This window comes from Flavobacterium johnsoniae (genome assembly GCF_001879205.1).
In the GTDB taxonomy this organism is placed as follows: domain Bacteria; phylum Bacteroidota; class Bacteroidia; order Flavobacteriales; family Flavobacteriaceae; genus Flavobacterium; species Flavobacterium johnsoniae_A.
This window is the reverse complement of the sequence record NZ_MLFK01000010.1, coordinates 164,846-183,489: the sequence shown is the minus strand read 5'-3', so window position 1 is coordinate 183,489 and position 18,644 is coordinate 164,846. Positions and strand designations below refer to the sequence as shown.

9 protein-coding genes are annotated in these 18,644 nt (G+C 37.3%); all 9 read left to right on the top strand.

The genetic code is table 11. From position 1 onward, the window contains the following. The first annotated feature begins 263 nt into the window (after positions 1-263). A complete protein-coding gene (locus tag BKM63_RS19835; protein WP_242661195.1) occupies positions 264-3,422 on the top strand; it encodes a DUF6298 domain-containing protein in 3,159 nt (1,052 codons plus the stop codon). A 216-nt stretch (positions 3,423-3,638) separates the two neighbouring features. Further along, entirely contained in the window at positions 3,639-5,042 is a 1,404-nt protein-coding gene (locus tag BKM63_RS19830; RefSeq protein WP_071638314.1) for a glycoside hydrolase family 140 protein, read from the top strand. Positions 5,043-5,236: 194 nt separating this feature from the next. Continuing rightward, positions 5,237-6,805, top strand: coding sequence for a glycoside hydrolase family 28 protein (locus tag BKM63_RS19825; protein ID WP_071638313.1), 1,569 nt, complete (start codon positions 5,237-5,239; stop codon positions 6,803-6,805). A 61-nt stretch (positions 6,806-6,866) separates the two neighbouring features. Beyond that, a complete protein-coding gene (locus BKM63_RS19820) occupies positions 6,867-7,784 on the top strand; it encodes a glycoside hydrolase family 43 protein (protein ID WP_071638312.1) in 918 nt (305 codons plus the stop codon). A gap of 149 nt (positions 7,785-7,933) precedes the next feature. Next, positions 7,934-9,796: an exo-alpha-sialidase gene (locus BKM63_RS19815; RefSeq protein ID WP_071638311.1), complete on the top strand. Its 1,863-nt coding sequence runs from the start codon at positions 7,934-7,936 to the stop codon at positions 9,794-9,796. A gap of 250 nt (positions 9,797-10,046) precedes the next feature. Continuing rightward, complete coding sequence (locus BKM63_RS19810; RefSeq protein ID WP_071638310.1) at positions 10,047-12,821, top strand: glycoside hydrolase family 78 protein; 2,775 nt, start codon at positions 10,047-10,049, stop codon at positions 12,819-12,821. A gap of 143 nt (positions 12,822-12,964) precedes the next feature. Continuing rightward, complete coding sequence (locus BKM63_RS19805; protein WP_071638309.1) at positions 12,965-14,383, top strand: acetylxylan esterase; 1,419 nt, start codon at positions 12,965-12,967, stop codon at positions 14,381-14,383. A gap of 134 nt (positions 14,384-14,517) precedes the next feature. Continuing rightward, on the top strand, positions 14,518-16,968 hold the full coding sequence (locus BKM63_RS19800) for a glycoside hydrolase family 95 protein (RefSeq protein WP_071638308.1): 2,451 nt from the start codon (positions 14,518-14,520) through the stop codon (positions 16,966-16,968). 100 nt (positions 16,969-17,068) lie between these two features. Continuing rightward, positions 17,069-18,634, top strand: a complete 1,566-nt coding sequence (locus tag BKM63_RS19795) for an MGH1-like glycoside hydrolase domain-containing protein (RefSeq protein WP_071638307.1) — start codon at positions 17,069-17,071, stop codon at positions 18,632-18,634. Positions 18,635-18,644: the final 10 nt, after the last annotated feature.

Here is an 18,644-nt window from a genome sequence, read left to right as displayed (position 1 = left end):
CTCAAATTAAATCTGATAGGTTTTAACATAAAGAATACACACAAAGTTTGTCATTTCAACGAAGAAAACCCGAGCGATAGCGAACGGGCGCAGCAAATCTCTGCAAGTAACTAATACAAAGTTTATCCAGCAAGTGGAGCAACTAACGGAGATTTCTCCTTCATAGAAAAATGACAAGATTGTGGAGAAAGACAAACCTAAAAATTATATGAGCTTATATTACTCATATGGTTTAATTTTAAAGTCTAAAAAAAAATAATAAGGTGAATTTTATCCAGTTAAAAAATACAATCTCCCTTCAAAAAGATAAAATAGTTTTATCGGCTTTCGTGATGCTTTTCAGCATTAGCCTTGCAACAGCACAAACCAATTTCCCGGACATTATCAAAACCAAAGAAGGAAAACTTTCTTTCACAACTGATAATAAAGGAAACCAAATTCCTGATTTTTCTTATGCAGGATACATGGCATCAGAAAAAGCAATTCCGAATGTCGAGAATAAAATTTTTGTTCCAAAACAAGAAACAGATGCAACTCAAAGAATTCAGGCTGCGATTGATTATGTAAGTAATTTAAAACCAAACAAATCAGGTTTTCGCGGAGCAGTACTTTTAGACAAGGGAACTTTTAAAATCAGCGGTACTTTATTTATTAAAAAATCAGGCGTTATTTTACGCGGAAGCGGTAATAATGAAAACGGAACCATTCTTTTAGGAACTGGATTAAAAAGAGAAGCTGTAATCAGAATTTTAGGAATTGACGATAAAAAATTCGGTGAAATCTTTGAATTCAGTACAAATTATACGTCGCTTGGAACCAAAACAATTCAGTTAAAAAATACCTCAAAATTAAAGCCATCAGATGAAATTATCATCACAAAACCTTTAACCGATAATTGGATTAAAGAGTTGAAAATGGATGATTTTGGTGCAGAAACAGGCTGGGTTGGCTGGAAAAAAAATGACTGGGATATTACCTGGAACAGAGTTGTAACCAAAATCAATGGCAATGAAGTGACATTAAATGCTCCACTAACAATGGCTTTAGATGATGTTTACGGAACTGCAAAAGTAAACACCTATTCATGGTCGGGAAGAATCGAGCAAATCGGAATCGAAAATATTTTATTGAAATCAGCTTATGATACTTCAAAACCAAAAGACGAAGAACACAGATGGTTCGGAATCAGCATTGAAAACGCAAGAAATACCTGGGTAAAACAAGTCAGTTTTAAGCATTTTGCCGGCGGAGCGGTTTCGGTATTAAAATCGGCACAGCAAATTACAGTTGAAGACTGTATTGCCACCGAACCCGTTTCTGAAATTGCAGGTTTTAGACGTCATACTTTTTATACAGAAGGACAGCAGACCTTATTTCAACGCTGTTATTCAGAATACGGCTACCACGATTTTACGGTAGGCGGCTTTGGTACAACAGGACCAAATGTATTTATTCAATGCGAATCATTTTTACCATTCAATAACAGCGGCGCCATTGGAAGCTGGGCAACAGGCGTATTATTTGAAATTTCTTATGTAGACGGCCACGCTTTAAGCTACAATAACAGGGAACAAAACGGAAGAGGAGCAGGATGGACCGCTGCAAACAGCGTTATTTGGGAAACTTCAGCATCAAAAATCGAATGTTACAATCCGCCAACAGCGCAAAACTGGGCTTTTGGAACTTGGGGCGGCATTATGGCTGGAGACGGGCACTGGAAAGACGTAAACAACCATATTTCACCAAGAAGTTTATTTTATGCACAACTAGAAAACAGACTGGAAAAACTTCCTGTCAATCCGCATATTTATGATTTAGGTTCAGAACCTTCTTCAAGTCCTACAATGGAAGTTGCCACCGAATTAACCAAAAATTCAGTCGCTCCAAAGCAAAGTTTAGTAGAATGGATTGCAGAAGTTTCAAAAGCAAATCCAATCAATACAAACAATTCAGGACTTAAAAATGCGAATGATCTAAAAATAAATTCGACACAAAATACAATTTCAGATAAAAAAGTAACCACAAAAAATGGATGGCTTACTTATGACAATAAAGTAATCGCCGGAAACAGATTAAGCGTGCCGTGGTGGAGAGGAAGTCTTAGAGATAGTGATATTTCTAAATCAGTTCCGGATGTTACAAGATTCGTTCCGGGAAGAACCGGAACCGGATTTACAGATAATATCAATGAAGTATCAGATTATTTGAGTACCAATAATATGGTTGCTTTAGAGCACAATTACGGTTTGTGGTACGAAAGAAGAATGGACGATCATGAAAGAGTTCGCCGTTTTGATGCCGATGTTTGGCCGCCGTTTTACGAACAGCCATTTGCCAGAAGCGGTCAGGATTTGGCTTGGGATCAATTAAGTAAATATGATTTAACAAAATTCAATGATTGGTACTGGGATCGTTTGTCGCTTTTTGCGAATGCGGCAGAAGCGAATGGGCAATTATTAGTCAATCAGCAATATTTTCAGCATAATATTATTGAAGCTGGAGCACACTGGTCAAGTTCACCGTGGCGTTCGGCCAACAATATAAACAGCACTGGTTTTCCAGAACCGCCGCCGTATGCAGGAGACAAACGTATTTTTATGGCAGAGCAGTTTTATGATGTTACGAATACTGTAAGAAGAAAATTGCACCAGGGCTTCATCAGAAAATCGCTGGAGAATTTTGCAGAAAACAGCAACGTAATTCAATTAACAAGTGCCGAATATACAGGTCCGCTGCACTTTATGGAATTCTGGCTGGACGAAGTTCAAAAATGGAAAGACGAAAGGGGTAAAAAAGCAATCATTGGTTTAAGTGCTACAAAAGACGTTCAGGATGCTATTTTAAATGATGCCAAAAGAGCTAAAACTGTAGATGCCATTGATATTCGTTATTGGTATTACAAAGAAGACGGATCGGCTTACGCACCAGAAGGCGGTAAAAATTTAGCACCAAGACAACACGCCCGAAAATTAAAAACCGGAAAAGAAACGGATAATCAGGTATATCGTGCCGTGCGTGAATACCGGGAAAAATATCCTGAAAAGGTAATTTTATATTCAACCGACGGTTCGCCAAGATTCGGATGGCCGGCTTTAATGGCGGGCGCTTCATTAGCAAATATTCCGAAAATCGAGCTTCCAGACTTTTATACCGCTTTAAGCGAGATGAAATTAGTAGACGGAAATACGTTTTCAGACAATCTCTGGAAACTCGAAAACAAAGGAAAAAGCTATCTTTTTTATCTGAAAACCGATCAGGATATTACAATCGACTTATCAAATAGCAAAGGAACTTTTGAAGTATACGCAATAAACGGAGAAACAGGAACTTTCAACAAAAAAGCCAATGTAAGCGGAGGAAAACAAGTAACAATTCCACAAGCTGAAATAAAAGAAAAAGTACTTTTTGTAGTGAAGAAATAAAAGAAAATGTTTGCCAAGGATTACACGAATTGCACGAATTAATTTTAAATTAAATCTGCTGTATCTGCCACCGGAGCGATAGCGAACTGGCGAAGCAAATCTGCGAGAATAAAATATTTTACGCAAATCTAAAAAATCAAAGCAAAGAAAAAATTAGTGAAAATTAGTGTAATTCGTGACAAATATCAAAAAACATAAATTCAAAATACAACCAAAATGAATCTGAAAATTAAATATTTATACGCCCTAAGTGCAAGCTTTTTATTGACAGCACAAAGCGGATTTTCGCAGGCTGCCAAAACAAAAGATGCCCTGCCTGAAATCAAAATTTCTAAAAATCAGCATTATTTTGTTACCGGAGATGAAAAACCATTTTTCTGGCTGGGCGACACAGGCTGGCTGGCATTCGGAAAATTAGACAGAGCAGGAGTAGACAAATATTTTAAAGACAGAAAAGACAAAGGATTCAACGTTGTTCAGGTGATGGTTTTGCACAACATCAATGCCGTTAACGTGTATGGCGATCCAGCTTTAATCAATGAAGACGTATCAAAACCATTGCTTACTGCAGGGAATGATTTTAAAGATGCAAAACAATACGATTATTGGGATCACGTAGATTATACATTAGAAGTCGCTCGCAAAAACGGAATTTATTTAGCAATGGTTCCGGTTTGGGGAACCAACGTTTCTAAAGGAAATAAAGTAAGCAAAGAACAGGCAATTGTATATGCTAAATTCTTGGCTGACAGATATAAAAACAAAAGCAACGTAATTTGGTTAAATGGCGGTGATACACACGGAAATGAATTTCAGGATATCTGGAACGCCATCGGGAATACTTTAAAAACAAACAATCCAAACCAATTAGTGACTTTTCACCCGTTTGGAAGAACCGATTCTTCGGAGAATTTTCACAACGCAAAATGGCTGGATTTCAATATGTTTCAGTCAGGACACAGGAGATACGATCAGGATTCAATAAAAACGAATTTCAAAGAAGACAATTACAAATTTGTGCTTAGAGATTTCGAATTAAAACCAACCAAACCTACGCTTGACGGAGAACCATCTTACGAAGCAATTCCGCACGGACTCCACGATACTCTACAACCAAAATGGACCGCAAATGATATTCGCCGTTACGGATATTGGTCAGTTTTATCAGGCGCAGCAGGTTATACGTACGGACACAACGCTGTAATGCAGATGTTTAGAAAAGGCGATAAACCAGCGTACGGAAACAAGAAACTATGGACATCAGCCATTAATGCACCAGGAGCAAAGCAGATGGTTTATATTAAAAAACTAATGGAGGAATTTCCCTTTTTAGAAGGAACTCCAGATGTTTCATTAGTAGTCAACCAAGGAGAAAAATACGATTACATTCCGGTGATAAGAGGAGAAAAATATGCTTTGTTTTACACCTACAACGGAAGAATAATTGAAGCCAAACTAGGAAAAATTTCCGGGGATAAATTCGAAGCAGCTTGGTACAATCCAAGAAATGGCAAGAAAACTAAAATTGGAACTTTTGATAATAAAGGAACTCAAAATTTTCAACCAGCAGGAAAAAAAGAAGACGGTAATGACTGGGTTTTGATTTTGAAATCTATTTAGTAATTAGTGAAAAGTAAAAAGTAATTAGTGAAATGCAATTCTTGAAATAAGTAATCACAGATTATCCACAATATTGTCATTTCGACGAAGGAGAAATCTTCGCAAGAAACTCTACAAAGTTGCTCAATCATGCGGAGCTACTAACGAAGATTTCTCCTTCGTCGAAATGACAAAAATGAGAAAACAACACAACCATGAAAAATATACTAATAATCCTCTGCTTCATAACCGGACTTAATACCACTTTCGCAAACGACGGCTGGTTAAACATCTTAAATGAAGGAGGAAACAACAAAGGAATAAAATGCACCCAAGCCATTCAAAACGCCATTGAAAAAGCTTCTAAAAATGGAGGTGGAACCATCTTTTTCCCTGCCGGGGAATATTTAACCGGCGCTTTAAGACTAAAAAGCAACATCACAATTCATTTGGATTCAGGTGCGCTTTTAAAGTTTTCAGAAAATTTTGATGACTATCTGCCTTATGTAGAAATGCGTTACGAAGGAATCGTAATGAAAAGTTTCCAGCCATTATTTTATGCGAAAGATGTAGAAAATATTACGATCAAAGGAAGAGGCGTAATCGACGGACAAGGAAAAGCGTGGTGGAATGAAGTGTACCGAATCGAAACAGCCAAAGAACCGCTTCCTCCAACCAAATACCAAACGATGTGGGAAGAGCAAAACAAAGGCCTTTACACCGAGCCCTATTACAAAAGAACGGTTGATAAAAAATTCTTCAGGCCTTCTTTTTTTCAGGCTTATAACTGTAAAAATATTTTAATTGAAGGCGTTACGTTTCAAAATTCACCTTTCTGGACCATAAATCCTGAGTTTTGTGATAATGTAACGGTAACCGGAATTTCGATTTTTAATCCGCATTCGCCAAATACAGACGGGATCAATCCTTCGTCTTGCACAAATGTTCATATTTCAAATTGTCATATCAGCGTTGGAGACGACTGCATTACGATTAAATCAGGAAGAGACGGTGACGGACGTAAATACGGAAAAGCGACTGAAAATGTTACGATTACCAATTGTACAATGTTAAGCGGTCATGGCGGCGTTGTTATTGGAAGTGAAATGTCGGGCGGAATCAAGAAAATCACGATTTCAAACTGTGTTTTCGACGGAACAGATCGAGGAATCCGTATCAAAGCAGCACGCGGACGAGGCGGTGTTGTAGAAGATATTCGCGTCGATAATATCGTAATGAAAAACATTAAAGAAGAAGCAATTGTACTAAGCCTTTTCTATGATAAAGATACCAAAGTAGAACCTGTAACCGAGAAAACACCGATTTTCAGAAACATTCACATGAGCAATATCACAGCTTCAAACGTGAACAAAGCAGGACAAATTTTAGGAATTACCGAAATGCCGATTCAGAACATCACTTTCTCCAACATCAATATGGACGGAAAAGAAGGTTTTACAGTTAACACGGCGACAGATGTTGAATTTCACGATGTAAAAGTAAATGCAACGATTGGTTCTTCTTTCAAAATATCAGATTCCAAAAATATCATTTTAGATAACGTTGGATCTTCAACACCAATTAAAAATGTTCCGGTTATCAAATTAGATAATGTTTCTAATGTGTTGATTAATAATAATTTTCCATTCAATGCTACGGATGTTTTCATCGAAGCAAACGGAAAAGACACAAAGAATGTTTTCCTAAAAAATAATGTTTTTAACAATGTAACAACATCAGTTAAAAAAGGAAAAGATTTAGATAAAAAAGCAATTACAGAATAAAAACTGGTGAGTCAACTTTGTCAAAGTTTAAAACTTTGACAAAGTTTAAACGCAATACAACATGAAAAAAATAGTCATCATAGTAACCTTTTTCCTTTTTGCGATTAGTTATTCGCAGAAAAAAAAAGATTTATACCTTTTTACGTCATTTCGTGAACCAGCAACAGAAGGTTTATATCTGGCTTACAGCGAAGACGGTTACAACTGGAAAGGTCTGGAAGGCTCATTCTTAAAACCTGAAATCGGCGCAAGCAAAATTATGCGTGATCCGTCGATTACAAAAGGCGCAGATGGAACCTATCACATGGTTTGGACAACTGACTGGAAAGGCGGAAATGGTTTTGGATATGCAAGTTCTAAAGATTTAATTCATTGGTCAAAACAAGAATATATTCCGGTAATGAAAAACGAAACGGAAGTGGTAAACGTTTGGGCGCCGGAAATTTTTTATGATGATGTCAAAAAAGAATACATCATTATCTGGGCATCGACAATTCCGTTCCGATTTGAAAAAGGTGTCGAGGAAGAAAAAAACAATCACAGAATGTATTATGTAACTACAAAAGATTTCAAAACATTCTCTGATACAAAATTGTATTACGAACCAGGTTTCAGCGTAATTGACTGTGTGATTGTAAAGAAAGGCAAAAAAGACTATGTTTTGGTTCTAAAAGACAACACTAGACCCATGCGAAACATAAAAGTAGCTTTCGGAAAATCACCTTTAGGGCCATTCAGTAAAAGTTCAGAACCTTTGACAGAATATTTATCAGAAGGACCAACGGTGGTGAAAGTCGCTAAAAAATGGCTGTTGTATTATGACAATTACGGTTCAAAAAATTATAAAGCTTTAAGTACTTCAGATTTTGTTCATTTTGAAGACGTTTCATCAAAAATAAGCCTTCCCGAAGGACACAAACACGGAACGATTACAACAATCTCTGAAGAAGTTTTAAAAGGTTTGAAAGAAAAGAAATAAATAAAAAATCTGATAAATCTGCTAAATCTGCGAGAGTAAATTTTTTTCCCGCAGATTTTGGATATTAAGCAGATAAAGAAATAGTTAGAAAAATTTCACGCAGATTTAAAATCATTTTTAAATCTGCATGAAACAAAAAATAAAACAGAATGATTGCTTTCCAAAAAATAAAAACCAACCTCCTAACTACAGCCACAATTTTATTGATTGGTACAGCTGTAAATGCGCAGAATGACACCGTCCGTTACGTTGGTAAAACACTTTCAAATGTTGATTATCATCACGGGCAGTTAAGTCCGGCAGTTGGAGTTCACGCTACGCAGATTATGCGTGCGAGCAGAGAACATCCGGAAAAAGCCGATGGTTTTGGCTGGACATACAATCATCAGCCTACAATGGCGTATTGGAATGATACTTTTTATCTGCAGTATTTAAGCGATCCTGCGGGCGAGCATATTCCGCCAAGCCAGACGCTGATTATGACTTCAAAAGACGGCGTAAGCTGGAAAATACCAAAAGTAATTTTCCCAATTTATCATATTCCGGACGGATGGAAAAAAGAGGGCGTAGAAGGCGTTGCTAAAAATCTGGATGCGATTATGCACCAGAGAATGGGCTTTTATACTTCAAAAGACAAACGACTTTTTGCTTTGGCGTATTACGGAATTGCGATGGATGAAAAAGACGATCCAAATGACGGAAAAGGAATTGGACGTGTAATTCGCGAAATCAAAAAAGACGGAAGTTTTGGCGAAATTTATTTCATCAGATACAATAAATCATGGGACAAGTCGAAATCGGCTTTTCCATTTTATACGCAGGCAAAAGATAAAGGTTTGAAAAAAGCCTGCGAAGAAATTTTATCTGATCCGTTGGTTTTACAGCAATGGGTAGAAGAAGCAGATCGTGATGACGAATTAATTCCGCTAAAGAAACCTTACAAGGCATTAAGTTCTTATCATTTACCAAATGGTGATGTTGTAGGTTTATGGAAGCACGCTCTGACTTCGATCAGTAAAGACGGTGGAAAAACATGGGAATACACTCCTGTTCGTGCTCCCGGTTTCGTAAACAGCAATGCTAAAATCTGGGGACAAAAAACGTCTGATAATCGTTATGCGACCGTTTACAATCCATCAGAATACCGCTGGCCTTTGGCAATTTCAACAAGTGATGACGGATTGAATTACAAAGATTTACTATTAGTTCACGGGGAAATCAGTCCGATGCGTTATGGCGGCAACTACAAATCAGCAGGGCCTCAATACGTTCGAGGTATCTCAGAAGGCGACGGAACTCCGCCTGACGGAAAACTCTGGGTAAGCTACAGCGTAAACAAAGAAGATATTTGGGTAGCATCGATTCCGGTTCCGGTTACTTCGGTTGTGACAGAAAATGCGAATGATGTTTTTAGTAATCTTCCTGACGGACAAGAATTAAAGTTATGGAATACCTACGATTTATCATGGGCATCAACCAAAATCGAAAAGAAAGACGGCAAAAAATGGCTGACTTTAAGAGATCAGGATTATTTTGATTATGCGCGTGCAGAACGTGTTGTTCCGTTTGCAGAAAAAATGGAAGTGACTTTTACAGTTAAACCAGAACAGAATAATCACGGTCTATTACAAGTTGAATTTCAGAATAAACAAGGATTGCCAGCGGTACGATTAACTTTTGATTCGGATGGGCAGTTGAAAACAAAAACGGGAGCTCGTTTCAATACGATTGCCAAATACGAAGCCGGAAAGGAATATAAAGTAAATGTAAAACTGAACGTTAAAACCCGTTCGTACACTGTAAAAGTAAACGACGAAAAAGAATCAACGAGAATTTTTTATGCTCCGGTAGATGGTTTTGAGCGAATTATGTTCCGTACAGGCGAGCAAAGATATACGCCAAATCCGGACACAGCACCAGATACAGATGATTACGACGATCTGCCTCAAACTGGAAAATTAATTCCGGAAGCGGTATTCAATATTGAATCGTTGATAACGAAAAGAAATTAAATATAGCCGCGAATTACACGAATTGTCACGAATTGTCACGAATTATTTTTGATTATAATTTAAAAATTAGTGAAAATTTGTGTAATTAGTGGCAAAAAAAAGAACACGGATGACGCGGATTTACTTCGTAAAAACACGGATTAAAACGAATTTTTTATTATTTAATAGCTAGAATATAAAATCCGCATCAATCAGCGTCTTCGCGATAGCGAATCAGTTTCATCCGCGTTCAAAATCTCAACAATAAGAAATGAAGAATTTCAAAAATATAGTATTAGCAATTTGTCTTTTAGTAACCTTAGTTTCTAAAGGACAAATTTTGCCTGTACATTTAACAACAGAAATGGCTGAAAACCCATTAGCTGTAATTCAGAATCAGCCAAGGTTGAGCTGGCAGCTGGTTTCAAAAGAATTGAATGCCTCTCAAATTGCGTATCATATTTTGGTTGCTTCTTCAGAAGAAAAACTAAAAAATGACGAGGGAGATATCTGGAATTCCGGAAGAGTCAATTCCATTAAAAATCTGCAGATTACTTATGGCGGAAGTCCGTTAAAAAATGAAACCAAATATTTCTGGAAAGTGAAAGTCTGGAATCAAGTTGGAAAAATTTCTAAATGGAGTAAAACAGCTTTTTTCAGAACCGCTTCATTAGAATCAGAATTGAATCCGATTTGGATTGGGGCGATTACCAAAGCCGACAGTCATCTGCCGGAAGGTCGAAATTATCACACAGCCACTTTCAACAGAGAAAAAAAGAACTCGTTTATCAACGCTTCAGATTCGCTGTCGCGCAGAAGTATCATGCTTCGTAAACCTTTTGAAGTAAAAAAAGAAATCAAGGAAGCGGTTGTTTATATTTCAGGTTTAGGACATTATGAATTGACTATCAATGGTAAAAAAGTTGGAAACAGCCAATTTGCACCTTTATGGACAGATTATGATAAAACGGTTAATTACAATGTTTATGAATTGAGCGCAAAAGAATTTCAAAAAGGTGATAACGCAATTGGTGTTTTGTTAGGAAACGGAATGTACAATACGTTGGCAGAAAGATATACCAAATTCTTCGTGAGTTTTGGTCCGCCTACTTTATTCTTCAAAATGAAAATTAGTTATAAAGACGGTTCAGAAGAAATTATAAAATCGGATGAAACCTGGAAATACAGTAAAAGTCCGATTACTTATAACAGTATTTTTGGGGGAGAAGATTATAACGCCAATTTAGAACAAAAAGGCTGGAACAGGAAAGGTTTCAAAGATGCTGACTGGAAAAAAGTTGTAATTCAGGAAGCGCCAAAAGGAGTTTTAAGACCGCAGACTGCACCGCCGGTTAAAATTCAGAAGCAATACGAAGTAAAAACCGTAAAAGAGTTAAAACCGAATTTCTATGTTTTTGATATGGGGCAGAATCTTTCGGGATTTCCAACTATCAAAGTAAAAGGAAAAAAAGGACAGACGATTCGTGTTTGGGTAGCTGAAGGTCTAAATGAAGAAGGAACAATTGCTCAGGGAAGATCCGGAAAACCATACTATTATGATTATACTTTAAAGGGAAAAGACGTCGAAGAATGGACACCAAAATTCAGTTTCTACGGCTATCAATATGTTCAGATTGAAAACATTAATTATAAAGAAGATAAGAATAAGGAACTTCCAACTTTAGTAGAATTGAAATCGAATTTCATTTACAATTCGGCGGGAGAAGCAGGAAGTTTTGCCTGTTCGAATGAAATCTTCAATAAAACACACGAGCTGATTAATAATTCGATAAAAAGTAATTTCCAAAGTGTTTTTACCGATTGTCCGCAGCGTGAAAAATTAGGCTGGTTGGAAGAAATTCATTTGAATGGTCCGGGTTTAATGTTCAATTATAACTTGCAGACTTTCATTCCTGCAACGATGCAGAATATTTCTGATTCACAACGCGATAACGGATTAATTCCGACCATCGTTCCTGAATATGTAATTTTTGGAGGTGACTTTACCGATTCGCCGGAATGGGGTGTAACAGGCGTGATTCTGCCCTGGATGTATTATGAATATTACGGTGATGCTTCTTTATTGGAAAAATATTTTCCTGTAATGAAAAAATATGTAGACTATTTAGGCACAAAAGCTGAAAATCATATTGTATCGCACGGATTAGGAGACTGGTATGATTACGGAGCGCACGCAGCAGGCTATTCAAAAAACAGTCCGATTGCGCTTTCGGCTACTTCGCATTATTATTATGGCGCTTATTTAGTGGCGAAAGCGGCTAAAATGTTGGGAAAAACGGAAGATATCGAGAAATACGAAACCTTGGCTTCTGAGATTAAAACGGCTTTCAATGCAAAATTTTTCAATCCAGAAACGAAGCAATACGGTACAAACAGTCAGTTTAGCAATGCAGTTCCGATTTTTATGAATATCGTAGAACCGCAATACAAGGATGCTGTAATGCAGAATTTACTAGCTGATATCAAAGAAAAAGGCGATCGTTTAACAACTGGAGATGTTGGAAATCGTTATTTATTCCAAACTTTGGCAAGAAATGGCGAGAACGAAACGATGTTCAAAATGCATAATCATTACGATGCGCCGGGTTATGGTTTTCAGATTAAATTTGGTTTAACGACTTTAACGGAACAATGGGATCCGAGAAAAGGAAATTCGTGGAATCATTTTATGCTTGGGCAGATTGAAGAATGGTTTTATCAAAGCTTAGCCGGAATTATGGCTGATCCAGAAAAACCGGGCTTCAAACATTTCTTTATTCAGCCGGAAGTAGTGGGCGATATGACTTTCGCGAAAGCGGACTATCAATCGGTTTACGGAAAAATTGTTTCGTCTTGGGAAAAGAAAGACGGCAAATTTATTCTGAATGTTGAAATTCCGGTGAATACAACGGCAACAATAGAATTGCCCGTTTCTAAAAGTTCGGAAATAAAGATTGATAATAAGAAAGTTAGGGCAGGTTTTGATGGAACGAAACCAAATTTAGAATTAGGTTCAGGAAAATATATAATCGAATGCAAAATATAGAACACGGATGACACGGATTTACTTCGTAAAGACGCGGATAAAAACGGATTATTTTGAAAGAAAATAAAAAAAAATCCGCTTAAATCAGCGTTTTCGCGATAGCGAATCCGTGTCATCCGTGTGCCAATTACAACAATATCAAAATGAAAAGAATAAAATACATCTTCTTAGTTTCCATTTTTGCTTTGACATTTGCCAATGCCCAAAGCACTTCTGATACTAATTTTAGAAAACCAGTTTCAGAAACTTTAAAGAAAATTGAAACCGTTTTTAATGTCACGATTAACGACGACCGAGGTTTACTAAAAGGGAAAGAACTCGATTATGCCGACTGGAGAATTGAACCCGGAAATCTGGCTGTTTCGTTAACTAACATTCTGGCTCCGTTTGAATTGATGTATTTCAAACAGCCGGATGGAACCTACATTATTCGTAAATATGAAAACCATAAAGTTTCAGTTGATAAAGGAAAAGAACGTTTGTTCTACTTAGAAAGCCTTTATTCGACAAAAGAACAATGGGAAAAACGTAAAACGGAGTTAAAAGCTTGTATGATAACCTCATTTGGATTAGAAAAGGCTCCCCCAATGCCAAAATCTAAACCACTTTTAACTCCAAAGAGAATTTATAAAGATTACAGCGTAGAAAATATCGCTTTGGAAATCTTGCCGGGCGTTTACGCGACTGGTTCGATTTACAAACCGTATCCGTTAAATAAAAAAGCAGCAGTTATTTTAACTCCTGACGGACATTTCGGCGACGGAAGATATAGAAAAGACGAGCAGTACCGGTGTGCGATTATGGCTAAAATGGGCGCAATTGTTGTGGCTTATGATTTATTTGCATGGGGAGAATCACTGCTTCAATTTCCGGAAGAAACGCATAGAAATAGTATTGCATCGACAGTTCAGGTCTTAACCGGAATACGTTTTCTGGATTATTTGGCAACCGTAAAAAATGCTGATATGTCAAGAGTTGGTGTTACAGGTGGCTCTGGTGGAGGTTCGCATACGATGTTTTTAGCAGCGATTGATGACAGGGTAAAAGTTTCTGCTCCAGTTGTGATGGTTTCATCTCATTTCTCAGGCGGTTGTCCGTGCGAAAGCGGTCGCGGCGTTCACTTATGCGGCAACGGAACAAATAATGCGGAAATCTCAGCAATGATGGCGCCAAAACCACAATTAATTGTTTCAGATGGAAAAGACTGGACCTTGGCAGTTCCGGAACTGGAATTTCCTTTTATCCAGAGAACGTATGAATTGTACGGAAAGAAAGATTTAGTCGAAAATGCTCATTTTGCAAAAGAAGGACATGATTTTGGAGTTTCAAAACGTATGGCTTTGTATCCGTTTATGGCGAAATATTTAAATTTAGATTTGAATATAGTGAAGAATGATAAAGGCGAAATCGACGAATCGACTTGTGTGATTGAGCCAAAAGAAAAACTGTTTGTTTTTGGAGATAAAGGCGAAAATCTGCCTAAAAATGCTTTGAAAGACATCAACAAATTATATGAAATGTTTGGAGAAAAAAATCTGAAAGTTTACGAGGTTAAAAAATAGCCACGAATTCACGAATTATTAATCTCCATAATCTGCGAGAGTAATTTTTAATTATTGGAAAAATAAATTTGAGAAATTAAACGCAAAGAATGATTAGAGTTAATTCGTGAATTCGTGGCGAAAAAAAATATACTATGAAATTAAAAAGTAAAATTACAGCAATCTGTCTCGGAATTTTTTCGCTTACAGCAACAGCTCAAAGCGATCTCAAATTATGGTACGATAAACCGGCTACAATCTGGAACGAAGCGTTGCCATTAGGAAACGGACGTTTGGGGGCGATGGTTTTTGGTGATCCGGCGGTGGAGCGTTTGCAATTGAATGAAGAAACCATTTGGGCGGGTTCTCCAAACAGCAATGCACATTCCAAATCAATTGAAGCTTTGCCAAAAGTAAGACAGCTTATTTTTGACGGAAAATTTGATGAAGCACAGGATTTGGCAACAAGAGATATCATGTCGCAAACCAATGACGGAATGCCGTACCAAACTTTTGGAAGCGTTTATATTTCCTTTGCAGGACATCAAAAATATACCGATTATTACCGTGATTTAGATATCAGCAACGCAACCGCAAAAGTAAAATACAAGGTAAATGGTGTCGAATTTACAAGAGAAATTCTAACCGCATTTTCAGATCAGGTTATTGTGGTGAAACTTTCGGCGAGTCAGCCGGGACAGATTACCTGCAATGTTTTCATGAACAGTCCGATTGATAAAACAGTGGCTTCGACAGAAGGAAACCAAATTATACTTTCGGGTTTAGGAACTAATTTTGAAGGTGTAAAAGGAAAAGTAAAATTTCAGGGGCGTTTAACTGCTAAAAATAAAGGCGGCGAAGTTAACGCTAGTAACGGAATCTTAAGCATTAACAAAGCCGATGAAGTAACCTTATATATTTCGATTGCAACTAATTTTAAAAACTATCAGGATATATCGGGTGACGAAATCGCCAAAAGCAAAGACTATTTGGCTAAAGCCGAAGCAAAAGATTTTGAAACGATAAAGAAAGCCCACGTTGATTTTTACCAAAAATTCTTCAACAGAGTTTCTTTAAATTTAGGTTCGAATGATTTAGTGAAGCAACCAACAAACGAAAGAATTCGCGACTTCTCGAAACAATTTGATCCGCAATTGGCAGCTTTGTATTTTCAGTTTGGACGTTATCTTTTAATTTCGAGTTCACAGCCAGGTGGTCAGCCAGCGAATTTGCAGGGAATTTGGAATGATATGGTGACGCCGCCCTGGGATAGTAAATACACGACAAACATCAATGCCGAAATGAATTATTGGCCTGCACAGGTAACCAATCTTCAGGAAATGCACGAGCCTTTTGTACAAATGGCAAAAGAATTAAGTGTTACGGGCGCAGAAACTGCGAAAATGATGTACAATGCCAGCGGTTGGGTTTTGCACCACAATACCGATATCTGGCGTGTAACGGCTCCGGTAGATTCTGCTGCATCAGGAATGTGGCCGACAGGCGGTGCATGGGTTTGTCAGGATTTATGGGAAAGATATTTATACACAGGTGATAAAAAATATTTGGCAGAAATTTATCCAATTATGAAAGGCGCGGCAGATTTCTTCCTTGATTTTATGGTGAGCGATCCGAATACAAAATATTTGGTAGTTGTTCCTTCAAGTTCACCTGAAAACACACACGCGGGTGGAACAGGAAAAGCAACAATTGCTTCTGGAACTACAATGGACAATCAGCTGATTTTTGATTTGTTTACGCATGTTATTGAAGCTTCGGCTTTGGTTTCTCCGGATCCAGCTTATGTGAAAAAAGTAAGTGATGCTTTGGCTAAAATGCCTCCAATGAAGGTTGGAAAACACAGTCAGTTACAAGAATGGCAGGATGATTGGGATAATCCAAAAGACAATCACCGACACGTTTCGCATTTATACGGATTGTATCCGAGTAATCAGATTTCGGCAATTAAAACGCCTGAATTGTTTGAAGCAGCCAAGCAATCTTTGATTTACAGAACAGACGAATCGACAGGCTGGTCGATGGGATGGAAAGTAAATTTATGGGCGAGACTTTTAGACGGAAATCACGCTTATAAATTAATTCAGGATCAATTGCATTTGGTAACAGCCGACCAAAGAAAAGGTGGCGGAACGTATCCGAATATGTTAGATGCACATCAGCCGTTTCAAATTGATGGTAACTTTGGATGCACAGCCGGTTTTGCAGAAATGTTAATGCAGAGTCAGGAAGATGCAATACATTTATTACCGGCTTTACCAAGCGTTTGGAAAGAAGGAAGCATAAAAGGTCTGGTGGCCAGAGGCGGATTTGTAATTGATATGACTTGGAAAAACAATAAGGTTTCGGAGTTGAAAATCTACTCCAAAATTGGAGGAAACTGTAGATTGAAAGTAGAAAATACTTTAAAAGGAAATTCGCTTAAAAAAGCAAAAGGCAAAAATCCAAGTCCGCTTTTTTATGATGTTGAAGTAAAGAAACCGATTATTTCTGATCAGGCGAAATTAGGAAAAGTAAAACTGCCAAATTATACTATTTACGATGTAAATATGAAAGCAGGGCAGACGTATACTTTTACGGGGAATTAAATATATTTAAAAACCATATAAGTGATAGAAGAAAATATAAAGTAAAACTTAACTGAACTTATAGCACTTATATGGTTTAACTCTTTTAAAGATTGATTTAATGTTGACAAATCTTAAATACAAAATAATAGCGCTTTCAGTTTTAATAGCTTTAAATACAAGCTGTAAATCGGGTGCAGGGCATTCTCAAAAAGGGAAAGCGGTTATTTTAAAAGAAAAAAACTTCAAACATTATGTTGATTATTTCAACACGATGGAAGATGAAAATTTGAAATTTGCGATTCCGAATGACAGTGCGTGGGCGTGGATGGAAAAGAATATTCCGTTGTTTGAATGTCCGCAGCAGAATTTTGAGGAGATTTACTATTTCCGTTGGTGGAGTGCGAGAAAGCATATTAAAAAAACACCACAGGGATTTGCGATTACCGAGTTTTTGGTAGATCGTTCGTATGCAGATAAATACAACATGATCAGCTGTGCTTTGGGGCATCACATTAATGAATTTCGATGGGTGCATGATCCGCAGTATATTGAGCAGGATGTGAAAATTTGGTACCGGGGAAATGATGGAAAACCGATGAACAAATTGTATAAATTCAGTAGTTGGACAGCCGATGCTTTGTACAATCGTTATTTGGTAAATAAGGACGAAAAATTCTTATTGAATCTGTATCCAGACATGGTTACAGATTATGCCGTTTGGGAAAAAGACCGTCAGCGCAAGGATGGTTTGTTTTGGCAGCACGATGTAAAAGATGGAATGGAAGAATCTTTAAGCGGCGGGCGTAAAGTGCAAAATGCAAGACCAACGATTAACAGTTATATGTATGGTAACGCTGTGGCGATTTCTAAAATGGCAGCCATGAAAGGCGATAAGGAAGCGGAAACAAAATTTAAAGCGAAAGCGGATGTTTTACAGCAATTAGTAGAAACCAAATTGTGGAATGCTAAAAGCGATTTTTTTGAAACTTTAACAGAAAAAGATACATTAGCGCAGGTTAGAGAAGCGATTGGATTTATTCCGTGGTATTTTAATCTTCCAGAAAAAGGAAAAGGTTTTGAAAAAGCATGGGAACAAATTAAGGACGAAAAAGGATTTTCGGCGCCGTTTGGTTTGACAACCGCAGAAAGAAGAAGTCCGCGTTTTAGAACTCACGGAACCGGAACCTGCGAGTGGGACGGAGCCATTTGGCCATTTGCAAGTTCGCAGACTTTGACGGCTTTAGCGAATGTTTTGAATAATTATGATCAGAATTTTGTGGCTAAAACGGATTATTTCAAACAAATGGATTTGTACGTTCAGTCACAATATTACAGAGGGAAGCCTTATCTTGGCGAGTATTTAGACGAAACAACAGGTTATTGGCTAATGGGAGACAGAGAAAGAAGCCGTTATTACAATCACTCGACTTTTAACGATTTGATGATTACAGGATTGGTTGGTTTGCGTCCGAGAGCAGATGAAAAGATAGAAGTGAATCCATTGATTCCGCAGGAAAAATGGGATTGGTTTTGTATGGATAATGTTTTGTATCACGGCAATATTATTACGATTCTTTGGGATAAAACTGGAGAAAAATATAAAAAAGGAAAAGGTTTCAGGATCTTTAAAAACGGAAAAGAAATTGCTTTTTCTGAGAGATTGGAGAAGTTGGTTTCCAATTAAATAAAAAAAC